Source organism: Jiangella gansuensis DSM 44835 (assembly GCF_000515395.1).
Taxonomy (GTDB): Bacteria; Actinomycetota; Actinomycetes; order Jiangellales; family Jiangellaceae; genus Jiangella; species Jiangella gansuensis.
Genome location: NZ_KI911782.1, coordinates 1,625,729 through 1,650,643 on the forward strand (window position 1 = coordinate 1,625,729; position 24,915 = coordinate 1,650,643).

Consider the following 24,915-nt stretch of genomic DNA (forward strand, 5'->3'; position numbering starts at 1 on the left):
CCTTGATCCTTGCAGAACATCCGGGGCAGTGCTGTGGATAAGGGCCCGGGAATCGGGCGCGTCGAAGTTCCGTTGGCCACATCGATACGTAATTGACATGTCAATCGATATGAAGGGCGTCCGATGACCCACAAGACCCCCGTCGACTTCTGGTTCGATCCGATGTGCCCGTGGGCGTGGATGACCTCCCGCTGGATCATGGAGGCCGAGAAGGTACGGCCCATCACGGTGAGCTGGCACGTGATGTCGCTGTCCTATCTCAACGCCGAACGTGACCTGGGCGAGGAGTACAACGACCTCATGCGCCGCGGCTGGGCGCCGGTTCGGGTGGTCACCGCCGTCCGCGAGCTCCACGGGCCGGAGCACGTCAAACCGCTGTACGACGCCATCGGCACCCGGCTGCACCCGGGCGGGCGCAAGGACTTCGACGCGGTCATCGACGAGGCTCTGGCCGAACTGGGGCTGCCGGCGTCGCTGGCCGAGTACGCCACCAGCGACCAGTTCGACGAGGCGTTGAAGAAGAGCCACGACGCCGGCATGGACCAGGTCGGCACCGAGGTCGGCACACCGGTCATCGCCGTCGAGGGCTACGCGTTCTTCGGCCCGGTGCTGTCGCCGGCCCCGCGCGGTGAGGAAGCGGGCCGGGTGTGGGACGGCGTCCGGGCGCTGGCGTCGTACGACGGCTTCTTCGAGCTGAAGCGGACCCGGACCCGGGAGCCCATCTTCGACTGACCGCGGGCATACTGGCGCCCATGCGCGTCCACGTCGGCTCCGATCATGCCGGGTACGAGGTCAAGAACCGTCTCGTCGAGGTCCTCCGTGACAGCGGCCACGAGGTCGTCGACCACGGGCCGTTCGTCTACGACGAACTGGACGACTACCCGACGTTCTGCCTGCGCGCCGGTGAAGGCGTGGCGGCCGACGCCGGCAGCCTCGGCGTGGTCATCGGCGGCTCCGGCAACGGTGAGCAGATGGCGGCGAACAAGGTGAACGGCATCCGGGCAGCGCTGGCGTGGTCGGAGGAGACCGCGCGGCTGGCGCGCGAGCACAACGACGCCCAGGTGGTGGCCATCGGCGCCCGGATGCACCCGTTCGAGGACGTGGTGACGTTCGTGCAGACGTTCCTCGCCACGTCGTTCTCGGGCGAGGAACGGCACCTGCGCCGCATCGGCATGCTCAGCCGGTACGAGGTGGACGGCGAGCTTCCTCCGCTCGCGGCGCCCGCTGACTAGGCCGCGGCGGCAGCGGCGTCGACTCGATCTTCTCCAGGGCCGCGGCGAGCTGGGCGGGACTGGGCCGTGACGCGTCGCGGGCGCGCAGCGCCCGCGACACCCCGACCTGCGAGCGCCGGTCGACCTGGTCCAGCTTGCGCGCGGACTTGTCGCGATCGTTCATGGAAGGACCGTACGTGCCCGAGGGTCACACGATCCACCGGCTGGCCGGCCAGATCGCCGACGCGTTCGGCGGCGGGCCGGTCGCGGTGACCAGCCCGCAGGGACGCTTCGCCGCCGGTGCCGCCGTCGTCGACGGTGTTCGGCTGCATGCCGCGCAGGCGCACGGCAAGCACCTGTTCGTCGAGTTCGCCGGCCGCCGCTGGGTGCACGTGCACCTCGGGCTGTACGGGAAGTTCGACGTCGTGGGCGGGCCGGCCGGGCCCGTGCGCGGCGAGGTGCGGATGCGGTTGGCGACGCCCGCCGCCCACGCCGACCTGCGCGGACCCACCGTCTGCGAAGTGTTGGGCGATGAGGAGAAGGCCGCCATCCACACCCGGCTCGGCGCGGACCCGTTGCGCGGCGACGACCCTACGGCCGCGCTGGAACGCGTCGGGCGCAGCCGCACCCCCGTCGGCGTGCTGCTGATGGACCAGACCGTACTGGCCGGCGTCGGGAACGTGTACCGCGCCGAGGCACTGTTCCGCGCCGGCGTCGACCCGGCCCGCCCGGGTCGCTCGGTGCCGGCTCCGGTCCTGGCGGCCATCTGGGACGACCTCGTGAAGCTCATGACGACCGGCGTCGCGACCGGCCGCATCGACACCGTCCGCCCCGAGCACGAGCCCGACGCGATGGGACGACCGCCACGGGTGGACGACCACGGCGGCGAGGTCTACGTGTATCGCCGCGCCGGCCAGCCGTGCCTGGTGTGCGGGACCGAGGTCCGCGCCGGAACCGCCGCCGCCCGGAACGTCTTCTGGTGCCCGCGCTGCCAACGCTGACCAGCGCGGGACCAGCCGTTGGCCTCCGGTTTTCCGCGATCTACCAGTGTCGCTGAATTTGCCGCTAGGGTCCTCGTGTGACGACTCGACCGGCCGCCCTCCTCGGGTTCGCCGGTGTGGTATCCGGTAGGCGTCCGGCCGGCCCCATCACCCGCCGGCTCATCCGCGAACCCGTGGTGCTGGCCTGCCTGCTCGCCGGCACGCTGCTGCTGGGCCTGGTCATGGTCGCCTGGACGTCCATGGTGCCGGCCATCGCGCTGGTGCTGCCGCTGCTGTTCGGCGGACTCTTCCTGGCGCCGCGCGCCCTGGCCTGGCTGGTCGGCACCGCCGCGTTCTGCCTGATCGCCGGCGGCATCGCCATCGACGTCGACCAGACGTTCGTCGCCGTCACCGTCGTCGTCGGCATCACCGCCGTGGTGTCGCTCGGGCTGGCTCGGTCGCGGGCGCGGCTGGGCTTGCAGGGCACCATGGGTGAGTCGATGCTCGTCGACCTGCGCGACCGGCTGACCGCGCAGGGCAAGGTGCCGGCGCTGCCCCGCGGCTGGGAGGTCGAGCAGGTCCACCATGCGGCCGAACGGTCCAGCTTCTCCGGCGACTTCGCGGTGTCCACGAGGTCAGCCGACGGCTGGACGCTGGAACTCGCGCTGGTCGACGTGTCCGGCAAGGGCCACAACGCCGGCACCCGGGCGCTGCTGCTGTCAGGCGCCTTCGGCGGGCTGCTCGGTTCGCTGCCGCCGGAGCAGTTCCTGCCCGCCGCCAACGCCTACCTGTTGCGGCAGCGCTGGCCGGAAGGGTTCGCGACGGCCGTGCATCTCGTCGTCGACCTGCGGACGGGGGAGTACGAGGTGCGCTCGGCCGGGCATCCGCCGGCCATCCACTTCCACGCGGGATCCGGCCGCTGGGCCACCCTCGACGCCGCCGGCGGTCTCCTCGGCGTGTTCGACCAGGACTCCTACGTGCCGGCGAGCGGCCGGCTGCGGCCCGGTGACGCCCTCATGCTCTACACCGACGGACTGGTCGAGGCTCCCCGGCGTGACCTGTCCGACGGCATCGACAAACTCCAGGGCGAGGCCGAGCGGCTGATCGCGAAGGGGTTCCGCGACGGCGCCAAGAAGCTCATCGACGCCGTCGCGTCCTCCGACGCCGACGACCGCGCCCTTCTGCTCCTCTGGCGCACCTGACGCGGTCCGCACCCGCGTGCCGGCCGGAAATGATCACGTCCACCATGGGTCTTCCCGCTCCACCAGGGATGCATGGGTGGTGGAGCATGAGCAGCCATGGTCCACGTGATCATTTCGCGGTCGACCGTCACCCGGGATACGCCGCGACGACCTCGATCTCGACCAGCCAGCCGGCCACTGGGAGCGTCGCCACCTCGAGGTTGGTCCGCGACGGGCGGGTGGCGTTGGGGAATCCGACCGGCTGGTAGGCCGCGATGACCTCGCCGGTCACCCGGTTCACGTTCGCCATCCACTTCCGGTAGGCGCGGTTCCAGCCGTCGTAGTCGGCGCGGGCGGTTCCGGGCGGGGCCTGCAGGTAGATGCGCATGCTGGTGACGTTCGCCAGTGTCAGCCCCTGGGATTCCAGGTTCTCCCGGATGCGGGCCATCGCGTTCATGCCCTGCGCCTCGGTGACGGTGACGCCGGCGGGCAGCTGGCCACCCGGGTACTGCTCCGGGTCGATGTACCGCTCGGGCGTGCCGGCCGGCGCCTCCGTGTTCAGTGCGGACGGGCCGATGCCGCTGGAGAAGTAGATCGACGCCTGCGAGCCGAACGCGACGCCGCCGGCCAGGAACGGGTCGGGCGCCTGGGCGGGCGGCGCCAGGTTGAAGCGGATCTCTCGCGGCCGCGGCTGGCCGATCCGGCTGGCCGCGATGGCGCCGCCGGTGACGGCGAGCGTGGTGAGTCCGGTGCCGACGGCGACGGCGAGGACGCGGCGCCGGGTGGGGTTCGAGGACATGGGGCTCCTTCGACGATCGGTGACGGGGAGGGTGGCGGTCAGGCGGCGGTGGCGGCGACGCGCTGGTGTAGAGCCGTGACCACCTGGCGCGCGGACCCGAACGCGCCGGCCTGCCAGGCGATCAGGTGGCTGAGGTGGTCGCCGGCGAAATAGACGTTGCCGTCGGGCCGCAGCAGGTGGTCGTACGCGGCGCCGCGGCCGCCGGGCCAGTTGACCCAGCCGCCCAGGCTGTACGGCATCTTGGGCCAGGCCACGGAGATGGAGGTCTCCAACTCGTCGCGGTACTTGGCGCCGTGGATCTTCATTCCTTGGGCGACGGCGCGGGACTCCCGGTCGGCGACGGAGAGGTCGGTGTACGAGCCGGAGTAGTAGCCGACGACGACACCCTTCTGGCCGAGGAAGCCGGACGAGGGGTACCAAATGCCGGAGATGTCCATGTTGGTCGCGGTGATGCCGCCGAAGATCTTGTCGTCCTCCTCCCACCAGCGGCGGCCGTACTGCAGGCCGATCTTCCCGGTGTTGGCGGCCGTCGGGACCGCGAGCGCGTCCTTCGTGGTGCGGGAGAAGTTGGACGGGATGTCCTTCAGGACCATCGGCGGGATGGTGTTGATGCAGTAGTCGGCCTCGATGGTGCGGGTCCGGCCGTTCATCCGGTAGCCGACGCGGACTCCGTCGGCGGTGTTGGTGATCTCGGTGACGGGCGCGTCGTAGGTGATGCGGCGGCGGCCGCCGACGGCGCGGGCGAGCGCGGCGCTGATCTGGTCCATGCCGCCGACCGGCTGCCACATCATCATCGCCTGGTCGAAGCCGAACTCGAAGGAGAAGCGGTTCCCGAACTGGCTCTGCAGGACCGCGGACATCGGTGGTGGCGCGTCGACGACACCGGCCTGGTGTCCGGCACCGGGGGGTTCGAGGTAGCCGCGGCGGCCGCTTCCGACGTAGCGGCCGCCGCTGAGGCCGCCGTGGTTCTGCGCGAACGCGACGAGCCGCTCGGCGTCGGCGGCGCTGAGCACGTCGTCCAGCGCGCCCTGGTCCACCGCCTGCGCGAGCAGTTCGGCGACGTAGCCGTAGACGTCGGCCTTGGCCTGCCGCTGGGTGACCGGTGTGCTGGCCAGCGGCCCGTAGTCGGTGCTGCCGGCGTTCTCGTGGAAGTAGAGGCTCTCGGCGTTCTGGTTGACCAGCGCCTCGATCTGGACGCCCAGTTCGCGGCAGTAGTCGAGTGTGACGTGGTGGTTCGGGATGCGTGCCGGGCCGGCGTTGAAGTAGAGCCCCTCGTCGAACCGGCAGACCTGGGTGACGCCGTCGGTGTCGGTGATCCGGTCGCCGCGGCGGATGGTCATGGCGCGGCCGCCCGGCTTGGAGCGTGCTTCCAGGACGTGGCAGTCGTAGCCGGCCGTGCCCAGCTCGTACGCGGCGGCCAGGCCGGCGGTACCCGCGCCGAGGATGACGACCTTGGTGCGATCACGGGCCGATGCGGGCAGGTCCGCGGCCCGCGGCGGCTGGAACTCTGCGGTGGCGGCCCCGGCCGGCGAGGCGAACAGGCCCAGAGCCTCCATGCTGCCGTAGAGCGCTGTGGCCCCGCCGACCATGCCGACCCTGGTCAGAAAGCTGCGCCTGCTGTGTCCTCGAGGTGTACCCGCGCTGGTGGTCAACGTCGCCTCCTGTCGTCCACCCGGCTGGGGTGCCGGGTCGCAGGAGCAGTCTCCGGACGTTCCGTTATGTGTCGATTTCGGCAGAGTTAGCTGGCGATCACCGAGTTCCCTTGATCATCAAGAGTTGACCCGGCTATGACCGGGCCAACTCTTGATGATCAAGGGACGTCGACCAGCTGCCAGCGGCCGCCGTCGGCACGGTCGCGGCGACGACCCAGCCAGCGCTCGCCCGCCGCGCCGAGCACCACCCCGGCGACGGCTGCCGGCAGTGCCCACGCCGGGCCGAGCCCGTTCCCGCCGCCTGCGGCCGCGGCGGAGCCGGACTCGGGCGCTTCTTCGGATCCGAGTGCCTCCGGCGCGATGTCGCCGGTCAGGCCGAGCCCCTTCAGCAGGCGCATCAGCTCGTTCGGGTCGGCCGGCCGGTGCCAGATGCCGGCGGCGCCGTGGTCGACCTCGGCGCCGATCGACTCGACGGTGTGAATCCACTCCGGCATTCCGCCGTCACCGAGCAGGACGCGGTCGACGCGCCACGGCTGGATGTCGTGGATCATCCAGGTGGCGACGACGGCGGTGTCCATGGGACCGGGCGGCACCGACCTGGGGGCCGGGACCTCGGCCGCCACCGGCGCCGGGTTCAGCGCCGATGCCAGTTCGTCATAGGCCGGATCCGCGTGGTGGAGCGCCGCGGACGTCGCGTGCTGCGGTGCGACCAGGAGGACGCTGGTCGGCCCGCCGGCCGACACCGGCGCGGGTGCGAGCGCGACGATGCCCAGGGCGGTGCTCAGGGCGGTGGCGACGACGGCAGCGGCCTGGCGGGCGCGGCGCATGGGGACTCCCACGGGTCGGTGACTCGGTCACCCCTTCTACACCGGTCGGGCTCATCCGGTTCCGAGCGTGGACCGCGCGATCGCGACGGCGTGCTCTCGCTCCAGGCCCTCCAGGCGCAGGGTGACGCCGTCGGCAACCCACACCAGGGTCGGCCCGGCCACCCGTATGGACTGCGGCGGCACGTCGCCGTCGTCGAGCAGTTCCAGGTCGTGCGGCTCGGCGAACCACCAGGCATCCGTGTCGCCGAGCGCCACGAGCGTCGCCTCCTCGCCCAGCGTCGCCGTCTTCACGAACAACGGCGACGGCCGCCCGTCGAACTGGTCCAGCCGGACGGTTTCGGTGCCATCGCCCCAGGTCATGGCGAGCAACCGGCCGTCCGCGGTGACCTCGACACCGTCGGGCGGGCCCAGCCGCGCGGGCTGGACCGGCTCGAACGGCACCAGCTCGCCGGCCTGGTCCATGGTCAGCCCGGCCGCGGGCGGGGGCGCCGACGCCGACGGCTGCGACGGACCGGGCCGGACCACCACGCCACCGATTCCCAGCCACTCGCCGAGCGCCGCCCGCACGGGCGGCGTCACCCCGAGCGCCACCACCACCGCGACGGTCGCGGCGACCAGCCGGGCGCGCCGAGACGGCCGCCGCCGGGCCGCGGGCGCCGAGCCGGCGACGTCCTCGGCCGCGATCCGGTCCAGGACCGCGACGGCGACGGCGTCCGGGTCCGGGCCGCCGGGAGGGAGGGACGCGCCGAGCTCACGCAGCTCCGCGCCCAGGGCGTGCTCATCCATGGTCCACCTCCTGCTCGACGTCCAGTGCCTGGCGGTACAGCTCGGCCTGCAGGCGTTTCAGCGCTCGGTGCAGCCGCGACTTCACCGTCCCGCGCGGCCACCCCAGCACCGTCGCGGTCTCCTGTTCGTCGAGGTCCAGGAAGTACCGGCAGGCGACGACCCGCTGCTGTGGCTCCGGGAGCGCCCGGACCGCGGCCAGCAGCGCCGCGCGCCGCTCCGTCGCCACGGCCTCGACGGCCGGATCGGGCGCGAGCAGCGCAGCGTCGAACCCGTCCAGCTGCGCCGACCGCTCGGTGGCACCGCGGTAACGCCGGGCCGCGCGGACGGCGTTGCGGGCCTCGTTGACGACGATGCGCAGCAGCCACGGCCGGAACGGCGCGCCGTCGCGGAACGACCCGATGGTCCGGTACGCCTTGACGAACGCGACCTGCACGACGTCGTCGGCGTCCGGGCCGGCCCCGACCAGCACGGCGACCCGGTGGGCGTCGGCGGTGTACCGGCGCACGAGACCGGCGTACGCGTCGCGGTCTCCGGCGCGTACGCGAGCGACGGCGGTGGCGTCGTCGATGGATGGTCCCGTCTCTCGGCGTGCTGGCACTCTTCCTACACCGCCGCGGCGAGCGTGGTTCCGGATCCGGACCGGGAATTCCTCAGCCGGCCGGCTTCCGCTGCGCGCGGTAGTGCGCCTTCTCGGCCGCGTCCAGGTGCTCGACGGCGTAGCGCAGCATGGTGGCCGGCATCGCGGCCGCGTGCTGGTCCAGGAAGCCGATGAGCCGGCCTCGGTCCTTCTGCCCGGCCGCGCGCAGCCAGCCGCCGGTCGCCTTGTGGATGAGGTCCTCGTCGTCGGTGAGGAGAAGTTCGGCGATGGCGAACGTGTCCTCCAGGTCGCCGGCGCGAATGAAGTACGAGGTGGCGACGATGGCGGTGCGTCGCTCCCACATCGACGCGGACCGGGCCAGCCGGTAGAGGACGTCGCGCGGCTTGTCGGCCAGGTAGCCGCCGACGACGAACGGCGCGCCCAGGTCGACGAGGTCCCAGTTGTTGATGCGGTCGTGCCGGCGCAGGTAGAGGTCGAACAGCTCGACGCGGCGCTCGGCCGGGGTGCGCTTGCGGCGGGCCTGCTTGTCCATGATGCTCATGGCGCCGGCCCGCACCTCGTGCACGTCGTCGTCGAGCAGCGTCTCGAGCTCCGCCGGCGGCAGCTCGATGAACTCCTTGGCCAGCGCGAACACCTGGCCCATCCGCACCCCGATGAACACGTCGCCGGCGGCGTACTCGCCGTCGCCGGACTTGAAGTACCGCTGGATCTTGCGCAGCTCGTCTTCGGACTGGTGCTCGCGCAGGCGTTGCACGAACTGGGCCGCGTCGAGGTTCGTCATGGGCGGAATTCTAGGTACGCCGTCAGCGAGCGAGTGCGTCGATGGCGCGCAGGACGCGCTTCTCCGACACCGGGTGGGCGGTGCCGAGTTCCTGTGCGAACAGGCTGACCCGCAGCTCCTCGATCATCCACCGGATCGCCTCGTGCTCCGCCGTGGGCCGGTGTCCTGGCGGCAGCGCGTCCAGCAGCGCCTGGTACTCGTCGGTGACCCGCTGGACGGTGGCCATGTTGGTGCGGTCTCGCTGCGGGCTGGTCGGCAGCTTCTCCAGCCGCCGCTCGATGGCGCGTAGGTAGCGCAGCAGGTCCGGCAGCCGTCGGCGTCCGGTGGCCGTCGCGAACCCCGGACCCATCAGCGCGGCGAGATGCGCACGGGCGTCCACCAACGACGGTGCCAGCGCCAGGCTGGTGGTGCTCTTCATCCCCGTCGACACCCGGTGCGCCACCTCGAGCACCTTCTCCACCTCGGTGACCATGGCGAACACCGTCTCGATGAGGTCGGAGCGGACTCGCTCTCGCAGTGCGGCGAACGCCGTGGCGCTCCAGGCCGGGCCGCCGGCGGCGGCGATCAGCGCGTCGGCGGCCGCCGCCGTGACGTCCTCCAGCAGCGCCGCGATCGACCCATCGGGATTCTGGCTCAGCACCAGCTTCGACCGGTTGTCCAGGTGCCGCTGCACGAACGGCACCGGCGACGGGACGCTGAGCAGCAGCAGCCGGCGGTTGCCCGCCCACATGGCGCGCGCCTGCTCGTCCTCGGTGTCCAGAACTTTCAGCGCGACACTCTCGCCCTCGTCGACCAGCGCGGGATATCCGGTGACGACGAGCTTGCTGCGGCGCTGCTCGAACGTGCGCGGGACGTCGCCGTCCGGCCACTGCGTCAGACCGGTCTTCTCGATGCTGCTGGCCGCAGCGGCCATGCTGCGGCGGACCCGGTCGCGCAGCCGGTGCTTGACCTCGTCGAGGTCCTTGCCCTCGGCGGCGGTCTTGCCCTTCTCGTCGACGACGCGGAACGTGACGGCGAGGTGCGCGGGCACCTTGGACACGTCGAAGTCGTACCCCGAGACCGGGGTGCCGCGCAGCCGGGTGAGCACCCGGGCCAGCGCGTCGGTGATCGGCTCACCGTCGCCGCCGCCCGGGGTCGACGGCAGCTGCGCCAGCGCCGCCGCGGCGGTGTCCGGTGCCGGTACGAAGGACCGGCGCAGCGCCTTCGGCAACGACTTGATCAGCGCCGTCACCAGTTCCAGGCGCAACCCCGGCACCTGCCAGTCGAACCCGTCCGGCTCCACCTGGTTGAGCACGTCCAGCGGCACGTGCACGGTGACGCCGTCGGCGGCGGCGCCCGGCTCGAACTGGTAGCTCAGCCGCAGGTCCAACCCGTCGGCCGGCCAGCTGTCGGGGTAGTCGGCCTGCGTGACCGCGCCGGCGGCGTCGGTGGTGAGTAGCTCGGGGTCGAAGGTGAGCAGGTCCGGGTGCTCGCGCTGTGCCTTCTTCCACCAGCTGTCGAAGTGCCGCGCCGAGACGACGTCCGCCGGCAGCCGCTGGTCGTAGAACTCGAACAGGGTGTCGTCGTCGACCAGGATGTCGCGGCGGCGGGCGCGGTGCTCCAGCTCCTCGACGTCCTCGAGCAGCTCGCGGTTGTGCTGGAAGAACCGGTGATGCGTGGACCAGTCGCCCTCGACCAGCGCGTGGCGGATGAACAGCTCGCGGCTGAGCTCCGGGTCGACCCGCGCATACGGCACCTTGCGCCGCGGCACGATGACGACTCCGTAGAGCATGACCTTCTCGTAGCCCATGACGGCGCCGGCCCTGCGTTCCCAGTGCGGCTCGCTGAACGTGCGCTTCACCAGGTGCTCGGCCAGCGGCTCCGCCCACGCCGGGTCGATGCGGGCGTTCACGCGGGCCCACAGCCTGGACGTCTCGACCAGCTCGGCCGACATGACCCACTGCGGGGGCTTCTTGAACAGCGCCGACCCGGGGAACACCGCGAACCGCGCGCCGCGGGCGCCCTGGTATTCGTTGGACGCCTCGTCCTTGACTCCGAGGTGCGAGAGCAGCCCGGCCAGCAGGGAGCGGTGGATGTCGTCGGGCTTTCCGTCTGCTGTGTTGAGCGTGAGGTTCAGCGGCTTCACCAGCTGGCGCAGCTGCGACTCGAGGTCCTGCCACTCACGCACCCGCAGGTAGTTGAGGTGCTCGGTGCGGCACAGCCGGCGGAACTGGTTGGAGGACAGCTCGTCCTGCTTCTCCTTCAGGTACCGCCACAGGTTCAGGAAGGCAGTGAAATCCGAGGTGGGGTCGGCGAAGCGGGCGTGGAACGCATCGGCGACCTCTCGCTGCTCCGTCGGCCGCTCCCGCGGATCCTGGATGGACAGCGCCGCGGCGATGATCAGCACCTCGCGCAGGCAGCCGTTGCGGTCGGCTTCCAGGATCATCCGGGCCAGCCGCGGGTCGATTGGCAGCTGCGACAGCGACCGCCCGACAGAGGTCAGCCGGCTCTTGTCGTCGCGCGCGGCGGGGTCGAGCGCACTCAGCTCGACCAGCAGGCTGACGCCGTCGGCGATGCTGCGGCGGTCCGGCGGGTCGAGGAACGGGAACGCGGCCACGTCGCCCAGGCCGAGCGCCGTCATCTGCAGGATGACCGACGCGAGGTTGGTGCGCAGGATCTCCGGCTCGGTGAACGTCGGCCGGGACTCGAAGTCCTCCTCGGAGTACAGCCGGATGCAGATGCCGTCGGACAACCGGCCGCAGCGACCCGCCCGCTGCCGCGCCGACGCCTGCGACACCGGCTCGATGGGCAGCCGCTGCACCTTCGTGCGGTTGCTGTAGCGGGAGATGCGCGCGGTGCCGGGGTCGACGACGTAACGGATGCCGGGCACCGTCAGGGACGTCTCGGCGACGTTGGTGGCCAGCACGATGCGCCGGCCGGTATGCGGTTGGAAGACCCGGTGCTGCTCGGCCGCGGACAGCCGGGCGTAGAGCGGCAGCACCTCTACTGGAGTGACCGAGCGCTCGTAGCGTTTGCGCAGCGCGTCGGCGGTGTCGCGGATCTCGCGTTCGCCGGACAGGAACACGAGCACGTCGCCGGGCGCCTCCAGGGCCAGCTCGTCGCAGGCGTCGACGATGGCCTGGACCTGGTCACGCGGCTCGTCCCGGGAGCTGCCGCGGGCGTCGCGGGCGTCGGGGGCGGCGCCGTCGTCGTCGGACTCGTCCAGCGGGCGGTAGCGGATCTCGACGGGATAGGTGCGACCGGAGACCTCGACGATGGGTGCGTCGTCGAAGTGGGCGGCGAAGCGCTCGGGGTCGATGGTGGCCGAGGTGATGACGATCTTGAGGTCGGGACGGCGGGGGAGCAGCCGCTTGAGGTAGCCGAGGATGAAGTCGATGTTGAGGCTGCGTTCGTGCGCCTCGTCGACGATGATCGTGTCGTAGCGCCGCAGCATCGGGTCCTGGCCGATTTCCGCCAGCAGGATGCCGTCGGTCATCAGCTTGACCAGGGTGTCGTCGCCGGCCTTCTGCGTGAAGCGCACCTGATAGCCGACGGCGGTGCCCAGCGACGTGCCGAGTTCCTCGGCGACCCGCTCGGCGACGGTGCGCGCGGCCAGCCGGCGCGGCTGGGTGTGCCCGATGGTGCCCCGCACGCCCCGGCCCAGCTCCAGGCAGATCTTCGGCAGCTGCGTCGTCTTGCCCGACCCGGTCTCGCCGGCGACGATCACGACCTGATGGTCGCGGATGGCCGCGGCGATCTCGTCGCGGCGCTGGCTGACCGGGAGCTCGGCGGGATAGCGGATGGCCGGGACGGACGCCTGCCGGCGCCGCACCCTCCGCTCGGCCGCCTCGACTTCCGCGGTGATCTCGGCGAGCGCGGTGTCGCGTGCTTCCTCGACGCGGACCTTCCGTAGTCCGTCCAGCCTGCGCGCGAGACGCCGCTCGTCCCGGAGCGAGAGCTCGGGCAGGCGGGCGCGGAGGTCAGCGACAGGGGAGGTGGGCATACGACCCCAAGCCTACGATCGGCGGGCGGCGAGTTCACCTCGTTATCGGCGAGCCGTCTGCGTCTTCTCTCCAGAAGTGGCGTGCGCGGTCGCGCCGCGTCAGGCGTCCTGGTCGTTCGGCCGCACGATCTCGGTGGTCAGCGGCAGGGCGGTGATCTGCTCCGCGGCGCTGGTGCTCGGCCGCCAGGAGACGCTGATCTCCTCCTGTGGGCCGTGCATCGGCTGGATGAGCACGTACTCCTCGCGGTGGCCGGGCGGGAGCTCGTGGAAGGCGGTGTCGCCCTCGTGGACCATGACGTCGCCGGTGTGCAGCCGCACGTCGTAGGCACTGACGGCGCCGTCGTTGTGCAGGACGTACCGGTGCCGGCTGATGCGCTCGAGCCGGAACCGCGGACCGGCGCGCTGGCGGCCGCGGCCACGCATGCGCTGGCGGACCCGCGTCGCGCGGCCGGGGCCGTCGACCGTCCGCCGCGCGTACCGGATGGCCGCGACGGCCACCAGCAGCGCGACGAACGCGATCACGAACGCGACAATCGTCACAATGCGAATCTAGCGCGCCGGTCGGGGTGAAACGGTCAGCGGAACTCGTCGGCGTGGGTGACCGCCCACTCGGCGAACGTCGTCGCCGGCCGGCAGAGTACGTCGGCGACGGTGGTGACCGCCGGCTGGGGGTTGTCGACCAGCTCGGCTTCACCGTCGATGTACCACGCCGCGAACTCGCCCATGGACGGGGTGAGCTCCGCGACCGCCTCCTCGTGGCTGAGCTCGACGTAAGGGATCTCGCGGCCCAGGGCCCGACCGATCAGCGCGACCCTCGCAGCGCGCGTCAGCGTCTCCGGGCCGGTCAGGGGGAGGGCTTTGCCGATGTACGACTCGTCCAGCAGCGCCGCGGCGGCAACGGCCGCGACGTCGTCCATGGCGATGGCGGCGTTCGCCGACTCCGGGTGGGCGTCGCGGACCTGGCCGGAGGTGCGGATCTGCTCGGCCCACATGGTCGAGTTCTCCATGAACTCCCCCGGCCACAGGTGCGTCCACGCCACGCCGGACGCCTCCACCGCCTGGACCAACTCGTACCACCAGCTCTCCGGCTCCCCGGACAGGTCGACGACGTGCTTGACACCCGCCTCGCGGGCGAGGGCCAGCACCTCCGCGGCCGTGTCCGGGTAGGAGGCGAGATACATCCGCTCGACGCCCTTCAGGGCAGCCGGCATGGTCTCGGGTTCACCGAGATAGCCGACGGCGACCTCGACGCCGTCCGGCAACGACGCCCGGTCCGGATTCTTGACCAAGGCGCGCACGTCGGCGGCGCCGTGGGCGAGGAGATGATCGACGACGAGGCGGCCGACGCTTGCGGTGGCTCCGGTCACGAGAATGGTCATGCAATCAGGGTACACCGTACGCATATAGGGCTGCGCCGCCCAACCGCGGGCCTGCCGACCGAAAATGATCACGTGGCGTTGGGGTCCTCCCGCCGCACCACCCATGCTTGCCCGGTGAGGCGGGGAGTCGCATGGTGGCGGGTCGCGACGGTGCCCTCAGCCGCGCGCCGGACGCAGCGCGCGGCGCATGACCAACCGCGTCGGCGAGCGCCGCACCACCTCGGTGAACCCGGCCTTCTCGTAGAGCGAGCGGGAGCCGAAGAACATGAAGTCGTCGTGGCTGCGTTGCGGCTTGTCCACCGGGTACGCCTCGAGCATGCGGACACCGTGGCCCCGGGCATGAGCGATCGCGGCGCCGAGCAGCCGGTGCTGTACGCCCTGGCCACGGAAGGGCTTGGCGACATAGGTGCAGATGATCGACCAGACCGGAATGTCGTCGACGGGCTTCATGATCGGGGAGCGGCGTAGCTTCGCATAGTCCTCGCGCGGGCCCAGGCTGACCCACCCCGCCGGTGCGCCGTCGACGTAGCCCACCAGACCGGGCGTGACGCCGTCGCCGTCGACCAGAGCGCGCAGTTCGCGCTTGTTGTCCGCCGCCGCGGCGGCACTCACCGACCCGCCGGTCTTCCGGTAGAACATGCACCAGCACCCGCGGACGATCGAGCCGCCGCGCAGACCGAAGAGGTCCTCGAGGTCCGCCCAGGTCGCGGGCGTGAGCGGCCGCACCTCGAACGCGTAGGCCATGGACACCAACGTACGCCGTGGCGGGGCAGGTCGGCACCATACGGCCCTGCCGCGGCGTGGGTGACAGAGGGTGCGGGAGAGGGGACTTGAACCCCTACGTCCGAAGACACCAGGACCTAAACCTGACGCGTCTGCCAATTCCGCCACTCCCGCGCGTCGGCCATCGTATGCCACGCAGCGTGCTGGGTCTGAGTCACGTGCTGGGTCTGAGCCGCGCTCGCGGGCTGGTCGGTCGGCCTTTCGCGGCACTCACGCCCACGACGTCACCCCAGGCCCGCCATAACAGGTGGCGATCGCGGCGGCGCGGTCGCGCAGAGAGGTGCGCAACCACTGCGGCGCCAGGGCCTCCGCGTCCGTGGCGAGTTGCCACAGCGCCCATCCAGCGTGTCTCGAATCCTGGAAGGTCACCTCGAGCCGCAGCCAGCCGTCTGCGTCGGCTTCCTCGGCGTGGACGGCCAGAGCGGTGCCCACCAGGTCCTCCCGGCGCGCCGGATTCAGTCGTACGAGCACGGTGACGTGGTCGCCGCCGGCCCGAAACCGCGTGCTGCGTTCCTGCCAGGCCTGGTCCAGGTCGACCCGGTCGGGTCGCTGTGCGGGTTCGGGGAGTTCCTCGGCGGCCAGGACCCGGGACAGCCGGTAGGTGCGATCCGCGCCAGCCCTCGTGGCCAGCAAGTAGCCATGGTCGCGGACCGTGACCAGGCCGATCGGGTCGACCGTGCGCCACTTCGGGGCCTGGTTCACAGCCGCGTAGTGGATGCGCAGCTTGTGTCCGGCGAACACCGCACGCCGGACCTCGGCCAGGACGGTGTCAGGCACCTCCTCAGCGATCAGCCGACGCGAGAGGAGGTCGGTCTCCGGGTCGATGAGCAATCGCTGGGCCGCGCCGGCCGCGGTGGCCCGGTAGCTTTCAGGTAGCGCGTCGACCACCTTGCGCATGGCCGAAGCGAGCGCCGAGCCGAGGCCGAATGCCTGCGCGCCGCGCCGCGATCCGGCGACCAGCAGGGCAAGTGCCTCGTCGTGGTTCAGGCCGGTGAGCTCGGCCTGGAAGCCGGGGAGCAAAGCGAAACCGCCGTGCCGGCCCCGTTCGGCGTAGACCGGGACGCCGGCCGCGGACAACGCCTCGATGTCGCGCAGCACGGTGCGGGTGGACACTTCCAGCTCGCGGGCCAGCGTGGCCGCGGACAGCCGGCCGTGCTGCCGCAGCAACAGCACCAGCGATACCAACCGGTCAGCACGCATACGAAAACCCTACGGAATACACGACACAAGATGTCGTGATTTGTTGGGAGGCTGATCGACATGACGAACACGAAGGCACCTACCGAATCGAACGGCGCTGAGGTGGCCCTGAAGCGAACGGTCGTCAATCCGTGGGCGTGGTCGGCGCAGATGGGATACAACCAGGGGGAGGTCGTCTCCGGGCACACCCGAACCCTGTACTGCTCCGGGCAGACCGCGATGAACGGCGACGGCAAGCCCCAGCATGCGGGTGACATGGCTGCGCAGCTGGCGCTGAGCCTCGACAACCTGGAGGCCGTTCTCGGCGAGGCCGGTATGTCGCTTGCGAACCTTGTCCGGCTCAACGTCTACACCACCGACGTCGATCGGCTCTTCGAGCACTACGGCGTGCTGGCGTCGCGGTTGGGCGCCGCCGGGGTGGCACCGCCCACCACGATGCTCGGGGTGACACGGCTGGCGATCCCGGTCCTGATGGTCGAGCTCGAGGCAACCGCCGTCGCGTGATGCGGTCTCGCCGATTCCGGCAGTCATTCGGTGCACCGGCACGAGCAGCAGGCACCGCCGAGTACACCCGCCGCTACACCACAGAGATCCTGGACCGCGCCGACCTGACGACGATCGTGTCGGCGCTGTCGAGCGGCGGGACCGCGGCGCTGCTCTGTGTCGAGCGCGACCCCGAAGCATGCCACCGCTCGCTCATCGCCCAGCGGCTGGCCGAGCGCCACCGCGTCACGATCGAGCACCTGCGTCCGGCCTGATGGGGAATGCCAGACTGTCGGGACGGTACCCAGGTGAGGTCAGGGGAGAGACCAGGTCATGGACAGCGGCTGCATCCGCTGGCCGGTGACCGTGGCCGAACCGTCGGTGTCGACCGACAGGACGAAACTGGCACTCTGCGAGATCTCCGCCTGGTTGATCTCGGAACCGCCCGGGATGGTGCCCAAGCCGTCGGCCTCGATGACGACGCTGTAGCCGGGATTGGCGCTCATCGTCTGGGTGCAGCTGATGGACGCCAGCGTGACGGCGCCGTACTCGGTGGTCAGCCAGTGGATGTCGTCGGGGTTCTCGATGGCGCAGCTGCGCGCGACGGTGCCGAACTCAGGCGGGGCGGTGTCGAGTTGCAGGCCGTGCTGGGGCAGCCGCGTCACGCCGTCGGCGTTGGTGAGGTCGACGCGTTCAGGCTCGACGCCGGTCTCGCCGTACTCGATCAGGGCGTCCAGGACCTCCTGGCCGCGGGCGGCCATGTCCTCGTCGGCGACGACGGCGGCACCGTCCTCGCCGGTGACCGGCGGCGTGATGGAGGTGGCTGCGGCCGGCTGGACCGCGAGGCTCGCGAGCCAGGGCGAGGCCGCGGTCTCGCGGGTCAGCAGGAACCATGGTGGTGCCGCGCCGTCGCCCGGCTCGCCGGTGACCACCGCCCACATCGGGTAGGCGTCGACGCGTGGCGACAGCAGGGTGCCAGGTGTGACGTCGAGCGGTTCGACAGCCGGGGCGTCACCGGTGGTCAGCCGCTCCTCGTAGGCGAACTGGGTGGTCTCCAGCAGCGTTCCGCCGGCGACGTCGGCGAGCAGGGTGGCGTCGAGCGCCGCGGACGCCTCGGTGCTGGCCTCCCCGAAAGCCGTGAAGAACTCGCCGGCCCGGTCCGGGGTGATGGCCGGGATGGAGGAGACCCGGTCGGCGTCGCTGATCTCCTGCGGAACCTGGGCGCAGGCGGTCACCAGCCCGGACAGGCCCAGGGCGACGACGATCCGGGCGCGCGCGGACGGCTTCGGCTTCGGGGGCGGCGGAGGTGCCGGTGGTGCTGGCGTGCCCTCCGGTGGCGCTGTGCCCTCCGGCGGCGGTGTGGGCTCGGGCGGTGTCGGTGCGCCCTGCGGCCGCGGGCGGTCCGACAGCGGGGTGCGCCGGGGCAGCGGCGTGACGGTTGCGATCTTCTCCCGCTCCGGTTCGGCGTCGCCGGCACCGTCAGCCGGCGGCGTGCCGCCGTCGCGGTCGTCGTAGCCTGAGTCCTTGTCTGAATCCTTGTCTGCGGGCTTGTCGGGTGGCTCGGCCGCGGCCGGCGGCTTGGTCTGCTCGCCCCGATCCAGCGGCGGGACGACGCGCAGCTCGCGCTTGCGCCGTCGCCGGCGCAGCCAGAGGATCAGCACCCCACCGACGACGAGCAGCAGCCCGGCTACCCCGACCAGCACGGCCGTGACGAACAGTCCGTCGATCTCGACGTCGATGCCCAGTGCCACATCAAGTGCGCCGGCCGCCGACGGCGTCATGACGACCGCGCGCAACGGCACGTCCGTCAACTCGAACGTCACCGCCTGGCGGCCGGCTCCGGAGGAGCTCTCCTGCCACCAGTCCAGGTCGCCCGGCGGCGCGGCCGGGCCGTCCGCGGCGGGCGCGTCGGTACCGAGGCCGCCGTCCGCGTCGGTACCGAAGCCGCCGTCCGCGTCGGTACCGGGATCGCCGTCCGTGTCCGTGCCGGAGTCGCCCTCAGCATCGGTACCGTGGTCGCCGTCCGCCTCGGCGTCCGGGTCGGTGCCGAGGTCAGCGTCCCCACCCGGGTCCGGATCCCTGTCCTCGCCGGCGCCGGCGTCGGACCCCGCGTCGGACCCCGCGTCCGGGCCGGAGCTCTCCAGGGTGAGCTCGCCGCGTGGGGTCAGGTCGGTGACGGTCTCCTGCGCCACGCCCTGCAGGTAGGAGTCGACGTGCACCTGGTGCGCCACGCCGACGAACGTCTCGGTGTCGCCGGCGTCGGCGCTGACGTGCAGCACCGGCCCGGTGAAGGACGTCATGGAGACGGCCGTGGAGATGACCGAGCTCTCGGTGGAGACGTCCCTGCGGACCAGGTCGACGGTGTCGTCGGGGCCGACGTAGCCCGCGACGACGGCGCCGGCCAGCAGCGGCGGTGTGCCGAGGACGATCAGTGCGACACCGGCGACGGTCCGCGGGGCGGGGAACCTCACGCCGCGTCGAGCCCGAGATCCCGCCGGAGCTTGGCGACGTGGCCCGTGGCGCGCACGTTGTACATCGCCTTCTCGATGCGCCCGTCGGCGTCGATGACGAACGTGGAGCGGATGACACCGGTGACCGTCTTGCCGTAGAGCTGCTTCTCACCGAACGCGCCGTAGGCCGTCAGCGTCTCGCGGCTCTCGTCGGACAGCAGGGGGAACGTGAGCTCGTCGCGGTCGCGGAACTGCACCAGCTTGGCCGGCGGGTCGGGAGAGATGCCCACGACGGCATACCCGGCGGCCTGCAGCGACGCGAGGCTGTCGCGGAAGTCGCAGGCCTGCTTGGTGCAGCCGGGCGTCATGGCGGCTGGGTAGAAGTAGAGGACGACCCGCTGCCCGCGGTAGGAGGACAGCGACACGGTGGCGCCGTCGGCGTCGGGCAGGGAGAACTCGGGTGCGGAATCGCCCGGGGAGAGTCGCGAGTCAGTCACGGTCACACCGTATCCACATTCCCTGGGCGCGTTGCATCGGTACGGTAGTTCCGTCACCGCCCGATCAGGAGGTACAGGTGAGCTCGATCGAACCCGCCCCGCCGGTGCCTGGCCGTCACCGGCAGCCGGTGCCACTCGCGCCCGAGGTGCAGGCCGAGATCGACCGTCGTCCCCGCAGCGCCGCGCAGATCGAGCAGGACATCACGGCGCGCACCGAGCGGCTGGCCGCCAACGTCGACGAGCTGACCGCGCGGTTGGCGCCGTCGCGGCTGGTCAGGGACGGTGTAGCGGGCGTGAAAGCGCGGGTCACCACGCGGGACGGGAACCCCCGGCTGGAGGTTCTGGGCGCACTGGCCGGTGCTGTCGTGGTCGCCGGGCTCCTGGTGTGGCGGGCGCGGCGGCGCTGAGGCTGGCGTGAGCACGTAATCTGTACTGTTGTGACCACCCAGGATCCCGACAAGCTGCCCATCCGGATGCTGCACGATCGCGTCCTCGTCTCGCTCGACGGCGAGGAGGGCGAGCGCCGCTCGTCGGCCGGCATCGTCATCCCCGCCACGGCGGCCATGGGCCGCCGGCTGGCGTGGGCCCGGGTGGTGGCGCTCGGCGCCAACGTGCGCACCGTCGAGATCGGCGACCGCGTCTTGTTCGACCCGGACGACAAGGCCGAGGTCGAGGTCCGTAGCGAGACCTACGTGCTGCTGCGCGAGCGTGATCTGCACGCCGTCGCCTCCGAGCGCCTTTCCGACGGCCAGACCGGCCTGTACCTGTAGCCGCAGCCTCCTCGCGTCCGCCGCTGAGCTGCGGCGGCGCCGCGCAGCCTGATGGCCGGCCGGGTGAACCCCTACCATCGATCACGTGGCTGGCCAGCCCGAGAACTCGCCGCGCGCCCACCGAGCCGAGGAGGCCCTGGAGGCGCTGGCGCAGCGTTCCCGCGAAAGTGCTGGCACCCGGTTGCGGCGGGTCCGTCTCACCGCGCTGCCCATCGTCCAGTCCGCCGTCGGTGCCGCGTTGGCCTGGTGGCTCGCCACGCTGCCGCCCATCGACCACACACAGCCGTTCTTCGCGCCCATCGCCGCGCTGATCGTCCTCGGCGGCGGCCTGGGGCAGCGGCTGCCCCGGGTGCTGGAGCTGGTCGGCGGGGTGGCGCTGGGTGTGCTGGTGGGCGACCTGCTGGTGGCGTGGATCGGGGCGGGGGTCGTCCAGATCGGCGTGGTCGTCACCTTGGCGATGGTGGTAGCCGTGCTGGTGGGCGGCGGGCCGTTGATCGTCACGCAGGCGGCGGCGTCAGCGGTCCTGGTGGTGGCGTTCGTACCGCCGTCCGACGGCACCGTGATCAACCTGGACCGCTTCGTCGATGCGCTGGTCGGTGGCGTCGTCGGGCTCGTCATCAGTGTGGTGCTGCTGCCGTTGAACCCCGTCTCGGCGGCGCGGAGGCAGATCGACCCGCTCCTCACGACGCTGGCGGAGCTGCTCGAGGAGTCCGCCCAGGCCCTCGTCGGCCGGGACCGCGCCGCCGCCACGAAGGCGCTGGAACGGGCCCGCGACACCCAGGCCGACGTCGACGACATGCACTCCGCCATGGAAGGGGCGAACGAGGTGGCCCGCATCGCGCCGGTGCGCTGGCGCGAACGCGGGCACCTGGGCGCCTACGTGGACGTCGCGGTGCCGGTGGACCACATGACCCGCAACGTGCGGGTGCTGTGCCGGCACGTGATCAGCATCCTGCAGCGCAACGAGCCGGTACCGCAGGAGGTGCCGCAGTCGCTGCGGGCGCTCGCCGGCGCGCTGCGCCTGCTGCGCATCGACCTGGACCGCGGCGACGAGCCCCGCGAGAGCCGGCTGTCGGCCGTCGCCGCGGCGCAGATGGCCACGGAGGCGCTGGACCACACCGGCGGGTTCGCCGGCCAGGTGGTGATCGCGCAGGTGCGCTCGCTCGCCGTGGACGCGTTGCTGGCGACCGGGCTGAGCCGGGACGAGGTACAGGAGCTGCTGCCGGGGCTGCCGGAAGGCCCGGTCAGCTACGGCTGAGGCCGCTGGCTCCCATGATCATCAAGACGTGACCCGCCTATGACCGGGCCAAGTCTTGATGATCATGGGAGGGGATGGGCCTGGTCGAGCATCGGGGCGAGCAGGTCGCCGTCGTCGTCGATGCGGCCCAGGACGTCGTCGATGTCGAACTGCAGCGGCAGCCTGGTCTTCGCCGTCGACCGTGCCGCCTTCTCCACCTCGTCCCAGGTGACCGGCGTGGACACCGTCGGCGCCGACCGGCCGCGCACGGAGTACGGCGCCACAGTCGTCTTCGCGGCGTTGTTCTGGCTCCAGTCGATGAACACCTTGCCGCCGCGGGCCGCGCGTTCCATCCGCGAGATGATCAGCTTCGGGTGGTCGCGCTCCAGCTGCTGAGCCAGGCCGCGCGCGTAGGCGCTGACGTCGTCGTCGGTGACACCACGGTCCAGGGGAACGTACATCTGCATCCCCTTCGACCCGCTCGTCTTGGGGTACGACGGCAGCCCGGCCTCGTCGAAGAGCTCACCGAGCAGCAGCGCCACCTGGCAGCACTGGATGATGTTCGCCGGCTCGCCGGGGTCGAGGTCGACCACGAGCCGGTCGGGATTAGTGGCGACGCCGTCGGCGACCGTCCACTGCGGCACGTGGATCTCCAGCACCGCCAGGTTGGCCAGCCAGACCAGGGTGGCGAGGTCGTCGGCCATGACGTAGACGACGGTGTCGCGGTCCTTCGTGCTGCCCGGCGACGGCAGCTCCGCCGTCCGGACCCATGATGGCGTGCCCCGTGGCGCGTTCTTCTCGAAGAAGCTGTCCTCGGCGACGCCGTTCGGCCACCGCTTCCGGGTGACCGGCCGGTCGGCCAGGTGCGGAAGCAACACCGGCGCGATGTGCGTGTAGTACTGGATGACCTCGCCCTTGGTGGTCCCCGTCTCCGGGTAGAGCACCTTGCCGAGGTTGCTCAGCGCCAGCGTGCGTCCCTCGACGTCGACGGTGACCTTGCTCGCAGCCATGCCCGCAGTCTTGCCCATCGCGGCGAGTCGATCCAGCATGACGGGGTGATCTCGGAAGTTCGGACGGCGCTGGCCCGGCAGTTGCCCGGGTACGAGGTGCGTTCGGTGACGCGGCTCGGTTCGGGCCTGGACAACGTCGCCTATGACGTCAACGGCGAGCTGGTGGTGCGGGGCGCGCCCGACGGCGGCGACGCGGAGCGCGAGGCCGCGCTGCTGGCCTACGTCGGCACGGTGTCGCCGCTGCCGACGCCCGAGCCGGTGTTCGTCGACGGCGGACTGCTGGCGTACCGGCGGCTGCCGGGAGTGCCGCTGAACCAGAGCCCGGCGGTGCCGGTGTCAGCGCTGGCCGAGCCGCTGGCGAGGTTCCTCGCGGCGCTACACAGAGTGCCGGTCGACGACGTCGCGGCGCTGGTGCCGGTCGACGACGCGCCGCTGACGGTCTGGCTGGAGGAGGCCGCGGCCACCTATCCGGACGTCGCCGGCGCCGTGCCGGAGCCGCTGCGTCCGCGGATCGAGGCCTTCCTGGCGTCGACGGCGCCGGACCCGCCGCCGTCGCGCGTCTTCTGCCACAACGACCTGGGCACCGAACACGTGCTCGTCGACGCCGCGACGTCCACCGTCACCGGCGTCATCGACTGGTCCGACGCCGCGATCGCCGACCCCGCGCACGACTTCGGCCGCTTGCTCCGCGACCTCGGGCCGGACGTGTTCGCGGCGATCGTGAACCTGTACACCGACAGGTTCGGCGGGCGCGCCGACGACGACCTGCGCCTGCGGGCGGTCTTCTACGCGCGGTGCACCGTGCTCGAGGACATCGCCTACGGCCTCGCCGACGGGCCACGCCGTTACGCCGAGCTGGGCCTGCGGCACCTGGACTGGACCTTCGCCGGCGACGAACCCACGGCGCTGTAGAGACGCACGAAGGGGACCGGCTCGCACCAGTCCCCCGTTCGCTCCCTACGGCACGGCCTCAGCCGAGCTGATGCAGGGCAACACCCAGAATCGAGAACGCCACCGCGACCAGCGGCCAGAGGTCCCGAAGGATCTGGCCGACGACCTCGGTGTACTGGCGGAACTTTCTCAGGTCGGCCAGCATCGGACGCTCTCGCCTGTTGTCGCGTTCCACGTGGATTCCTCCTGCGTGCTGAGGGCACCGGTGAACCGCTCCTAACAGTCCGCCCGGTAGCCCATCTCTGGACTACGTCGGGCGGATTCCCGATGTAGTTAGCTGATCAGGATGACACCGAGGCAGGTTGGTCGTCAACGGCGTATGCTGGTATCGGCCGGGGGAGGTGCTCCTAACACCGATGATCCCGGCTAGGCCCCCGGCGCGTTGCATGGATTCCTCCGCGCAGGGGGCTTCTTGCGCGCAGGCGCGGACAACGCGGTGGACTCCGCGAGATCGGCTCCTGGTGGCCGGATGCCGTCAGCCGGAAGGGGTTGCCGACGGAGTCGGGGTCTCGCTCGGCAGAATCGGCGTGGGATGCAGCGGGACGGGGGACGGGCTCGACGCAGAGCCACCACCGAGCAGGCACAGCGCCAGCTCCAGCGGGGACAGGTCGATCTCGAGGCACAGGCCTTCGTGCTCGTCCTCTTCGTCCGTCTCGTCCTCGTCCGGCTTCTCCGGGTTCCCGGTCGGTCTGCCTGCCGTCGGCGCCGAGGTCGGGAGCTCGTCGTCGGGCGAGGGCGACTCGGACGGCCGGTCGCCCGATGGCTCGCGTGACGGCGACCGCGTCGGTTCCTCCGGTTCGTCCGGAGTGCTGGACGGCGACCCGCCCGGGGTCTCGTCGTGCTGGCCGCCGTCGGGGTCCGGCTCGCCGGCCGGGTCAGGTGAGCCGTCAGTGCCGGGGCCGGAGGAGGTGCCGCTGCCGGGTTCCTCGCTCTCGTCCGGTGCGTCGTCCCCGGACCCCCCGGGCCGGTCGGGGTCGTCCTCGCGGTCGGGCCGGCCGCCGTCACCGCCGCCGCCCGAGCTGCTGTCGCCGGTGTCGGGTTCGTCGGCCGGGTCTGGCGAGCCATCGAGGTGCGGCTCGTCGGTGCCGGACGACGTGTCGGGCTTGTCCGCGGGGGAGGCGATCACCTGCGGGTCGAGACTGTCGCCGTCGATGCCGAGCGCGTGGTCGATCGAGGGGACCAGTACGTTCCCCAAGGTGATGCCGAGAGTGGCGGCGAGCCCGCAGACGATGACGGCGGGATAGCGGCGGACCTTGGTGGCGACCCAGCCGCCGGCCGTGCGGCGGCGAACGCCGAAGCGGGGGCCGCCCGGCCTGGCATCGTAGCCAGTTCGGCGTCCCCTGAGCTTCTCTTGCCTG

The 24,915-nt window shown here is 71.6% G+C and carries 27 protein-coding genes and 1 tRNA gene; 10 read left to right on the forward strand and 18 right to left on the reverse strand.

From position 1 onward, the window contains the following. Positions 1-123: 123 nt before the first annotated feature. Both JIAGA_RS0107895 and JIAGA_RS0107900 read left to right on the forward strand, forming a co-directional pair. Entirely contained in the window at positions 124-732 is a 609-nt protein-coding gene (locus JIAGA_RS0107895; protein ID WP_026875240.1) for a DsbA family protein, read from the forward strand. 20 nt (positions 733-752) lie between these two features. Continuing rightward, positions 753-1,232 carry a ribose-5-phosphate isomerase gene (locus JIAGA_RS0107900; protein ID WP_026875241.1) on the forward strand — a complete coding sequence of 160 codons (480 nt, stop codon included), beginning with the start codon at positions 753-755 and terminating at the stop codon, positions 1,230-1,232. Here JIAGA_RS0107900 and JIAGA_RS34415 read toward each other — a convergent pair. Further along, positions 1,177-1,395 (reverse strand): hypothetical protein, encoded by a 219-nt coding sequence (locus tag JIAGA_RS34415; protein ID WP_157552870.1) that lies wholly within the window; start codon positions 1,393-1,395, stop codon positions 1,177-1,179. The genes JIAGA_RS0107900 and JIAGA_RS34415 overlap by 56 nt on opposite strands. Positions 1,396-1,408: 13 nt before the next feature. On the opposite strand from JIAGA_RS34415, the gene JIAGA_RS0107905 reads away from it, so the two are divergent. Together JIAGA_RS0107905 and JIAGA_RS0107910 are read left to right on the forward strand one after the other, a co-directional pair. Further along, entirely contained in the window at positions 1,409-2,212 is an 804-nt protein-coding gene (locus tag JIAGA_RS0107905) for an Fpg/Nei family DNA glycosylase (protein WP_026875242.1), read from the forward strand. Between the two features lie 77 nt (positions 2,213-2,289). Further along, positions 2,290-3,393: a PP2C family protein-serine/threonine phosphatase gene (locus JIAGA_RS0107910; protein ID WP_026875243.1), complete on the forward strand. Its 1,104-nt coding sequence runs from the start codon at positions 2,290-2,292 to the stop codon at positions 3,391-3,393. 127 nt (positions 3,394-3,520) lie between these two features. Here the strand turns inward: JIAGA_RS0107910 and JIAGA_RS0107915 are convergent, their stop codons facing one another. The 12 genes from JIAGA_RS0107915 to JIAGA_RS0107970 all read right to left on the reverse strand — a co-directional run bounded on the left by JIAGA_RS0107915 (position 3,521) and on the right by JIAGA_RS0107970 (position 16,159). Next, complete coding sequence (locus JIAGA_RS0107915; RefSeq protein WP_026875244.1) at positions 3,521-4,171, reverse strand: Rid family hydrolase; 651 nt, start codon at positions 4,169-4,171, stop codon at positions 3,521-3,523. A gap of 38 nt (positions 4,172-4,209) precedes the next feature. Further along, positions 4,210-5,823, reverse strand: coding sequence for a flavin monoamine oxidase family protein (locus tag JIAGA_RS0107920; protein WP_035812248.1), 1,614 nt, complete (start codon positions 5,821-5,823; stop codon positions 4,210-4,212). 158 nt (positions 5,824-5,981) lie between these two features. Further along, the gene (locus JIAGA_RS0107925; RefSeq protein WP_026875246.1) at positions 5,982-6,650 is read right to left on the reverse strand and encodes a hypothetical protein; all 669 of its coding nucleotides are present in this window, start codon (positions 6,648-6,650) and stop codon (positions 5,982-5,984) included. 51 nt (positions 6,651-6,701) lie between these two features. Beyond that, positions 6,702-7,436, reverse strand: a complete 735-nt coding sequence (locus JIAGA_RS28320; protein ID WP_051425856.1) for a hypothetical protein — start codon at positions 7,434-7,436, stop codon at positions 6,702-6,704. Then, positions 7,429-8,034, reverse strand: a complete 606-nt coding sequence (locus tag JIAGA_RS28325; RefSeq protein ID WP_211239566.1) for an RNA polymerase sigma factor — start codon at positions 8,032-8,034, stop codon at positions 7,429-7,431. The genes JIAGA_RS28320 and JIAGA_RS28325 overlap by 8 nt, the downstream gene beginning before the upstream one ends. Before the next feature lie 52 nt (positions 8,035-8,086). Continuing rightward, complete coding sequence (locus JIAGA_RS0107940; RefSeq protein WP_026875247.1) at positions 8,087-8,815, reverse strand: DNA alkylation repair protein; 729 nt, start codon at positions 8,813-8,815, stop codon at positions 8,087-8,089. A 22-nt stretch (positions 8,816-8,837) separates the two neighbouring features. Next, positions 8,838-12,797: an ATP-dependent RNA helicase HrpA gene (gene hrpA, locus JIAGA_RS0107945; RefSeq protein ID WP_026875248.1), complete on the reverse strand. Its 3,960-nt coding sequence runs from the start codon at positions 12,795-12,797 to the stop codon at positions 8,838-8,840. A gap of 99 nt (positions 12,798-12,896) precedes the next feature. Next, positions 12,897-13,337: a hypothetical protein gene (locus tag JIAGA_RS0107950; RefSeq protein WP_035812249.1), complete on the reverse strand. Its 441-nt coding sequence runs from the start codon at positions 13,335-13,337 to the stop codon at positions 12,897-12,899. A 35-nt stretch (positions 13,338-13,372) separates the two neighbouring features. Further along, positions 13,373-14,176: an NAD(P)H-binding protein gene (locus tag JIAGA_RS0107955; RefSeq protein WP_026875250.1), complete on the reverse strand. Its 804-nt coding sequence runs from the start codon at positions 14,174-14,176 to the stop codon at positions 13,373-13,375. 156 nt (positions 14,177-14,332) lie between these two features. After that, complete coding sequence (locus JIAGA_RS28330) at positions 14,333-14,920, reverse strand: GNAT family N-acetyltransferase (protein WP_035812252.1); 588 nt, start codon at positions 14,918-14,920, stop codon at positions 14,333-14,335. Between the two features lie 71 nt (positions 14,921-14,991). Next, a tRNA-Leu gene (locus tag JIAGA_RS0107965) sits at positions 14,992-15,073 on the reverse strand. Positions 15,074-15,169: 96 nt separating this feature from the next. Next, entirely contained in the window at positions 15,170-16,159 is a 990-nt protein-coding gene (locus tag JIAGA_RS0107970) for a helix-turn-helix transcriptional regulator (RefSeq protein ID WP_026875251.1), read from the reverse strand. Positions 16,160-16,267: 108 nt separating this feature from the next. Between JIAGA_RS0107970 and JIAGA_RS0107975 the strand changes: the two genes are divergently transcribed. Continuing rightward, positions 16,268-16,663, forward strand: a complete 396-nt coding sequence (locus tag JIAGA_RS0107975; protein WP_026875252.1) for a Rid family hydrolase — start codon at positions 16,268-16,270, stop codon at positions 16,661-16,663. Continuing rightward, on the forward strand, positions 16,663-16,917 hold the full coding sequence (locus JIAGA_RS28335; protein ID WP_084469551.1) for a DUF488 family protein, N3 subclade: 255 nt from the start codon (positions 16,663-16,665) through the stop codon (positions 16,915-16,917). The genes JIAGA_RS0107975 and JIAGA_RS28335 overlap by 1 nt, the downstream gene beginning before the upstream one ends. Positions 16,918-16,956: 39 nt before the next feature. Here JIAGA_RS28335 and JIAGA_RS0107985 read toward each other — a convergent pair whose 3' ends face one another. Both JIAGA_RS0107985 and bcp read right to left on the reverse strand, forming a co-directional pair. Continuing rightward, the gene (locus JIAGA_RS0107985; protein WP_026875253.1) at positions 16,957-19,113 is read right to left on the reverse strand and encodes a DUF8094 domain-containing protein; all 2,157 of its coding nucleotides are present in this window, start codon (positions 19,111-19,113) and stop codon (positions 16,957-16,959) included. Further along, complete coding sequence (bcp, locus tag JIAGA_RS0107990; protein WP_026875254.1) at positions 19,110-19,595, reverse strand: thioredoxin-dependent thiol peroxidase; 486 nt, start codon at positions 19,593-19,595, stop codon at positions 19,110-19,112. Before bcp ends, JIAGA_RS0107985 begins: the two co-directional genes overlap by 4 nt. Before the next feature lie 71 nt (positions 19,596-19,666). Here bcp and JIAGA_RS28340 point away from each other — a divergent pair, with 71 nt between their 5' ends. The 3 genes from JIAGA_RS28340 (at position 19,667) to JIAGA_RS0108005 (ending at position 21,617) form a co-directional block, all read left to right on the forward strand. Beyond that, positions 19,667-19,996: a DUF3618 domain-containing protein gene (locus tag JIAGA_RS28340; protein WP_035812255.1), complete on the forward strand. Its 330-nt coding sequence runs from the start codon at positions 19,667-19,669 to the stop codon at positions 19,994-19,996. Between the two features lie 66 nt (positions 19,997-20,062). Beyond that, entirely contained in the window at positions 20,063-20,359 is a 297-nt protein-coding gene (locus tag JIAGA_RS0108000) for a co-chaperone GroES (RefSeq protein WP_051426616.1), read from the forward strand. 85 nt (positions 20,360-20,444) lie between these two features. Further along, positions 20,445-21,617 carry an FUSC family protein gene (locus JIAGA_RS0108005; RefSeq protein ID WP_051425857.1) on the forward strand — a complete coding sequence of 391 codons (1,173 nt, stop codon included), beginning with the start codon at positions 20,445-20,447 and terminating at the stop codon, positions 21,615-21,617. Between the two features lie 62 nt (positions 21,618-21,679). Here the strand turns inward: JIAGA_RS0108005 and ligD are convergent, their stop codons facing one another. After that, complete coding sequence (ligD, locus tag JIAGA_RS0108010; protein WP_026875258.1) at positions 21,680-22,606, reverse strand: non-homologous end-joining DNA ligase; 927 nt, start codon at positions 22,604-22,606, stop codon at positions 21,680-21,682. Between the two features lie 45 nt (positions 22,607-22,651). Here ligD and JIAGA_RS0108015 point away from each other — a divergent pair, with 45 nt between their 5' ends. After that, the gene (locus JIAGA_RS0108015; protein WP_051425858.1) at positions 22,652-23,518 is read left to right on the forward strand and encodes a phosphotransferase family protein; all 867 of its coding nucleotides are present in this window, start codon (positions 22,652-22,654) and stop codon (positions 23,516-23,518) included. 58 nt (positions 23,519-23,576) lie between these two features. Here JIAGA_RS0108015 and JIAGA_RS34420 read toward each other — a convergent pair whose 3' ends face one another. Further along, positions 23,577-23,732: a hypothetical protein gene (locus JIAGA_RS34420; protein ID WP_157552873.1), complete on the reverse strand. Its 156-nt coding sequence runs from the start codon at positions 23,730-23,732 to the stop codon at positions 23,577-23,579. Positions 23,733-24,032: 300 nt separating this feature from the next. Further along, positions 24,033-24,752, reverse strand: coding sequence for a hypothetical protein (locus JIAGA_RS0108025; protein ID WP_026875260.1), 720 nt, complete (start codon positions 24,750-24,752; stop codon positions 24,033-24,035). Positions 24,753-24,915 lie beyond the last annotated feature (163 nt).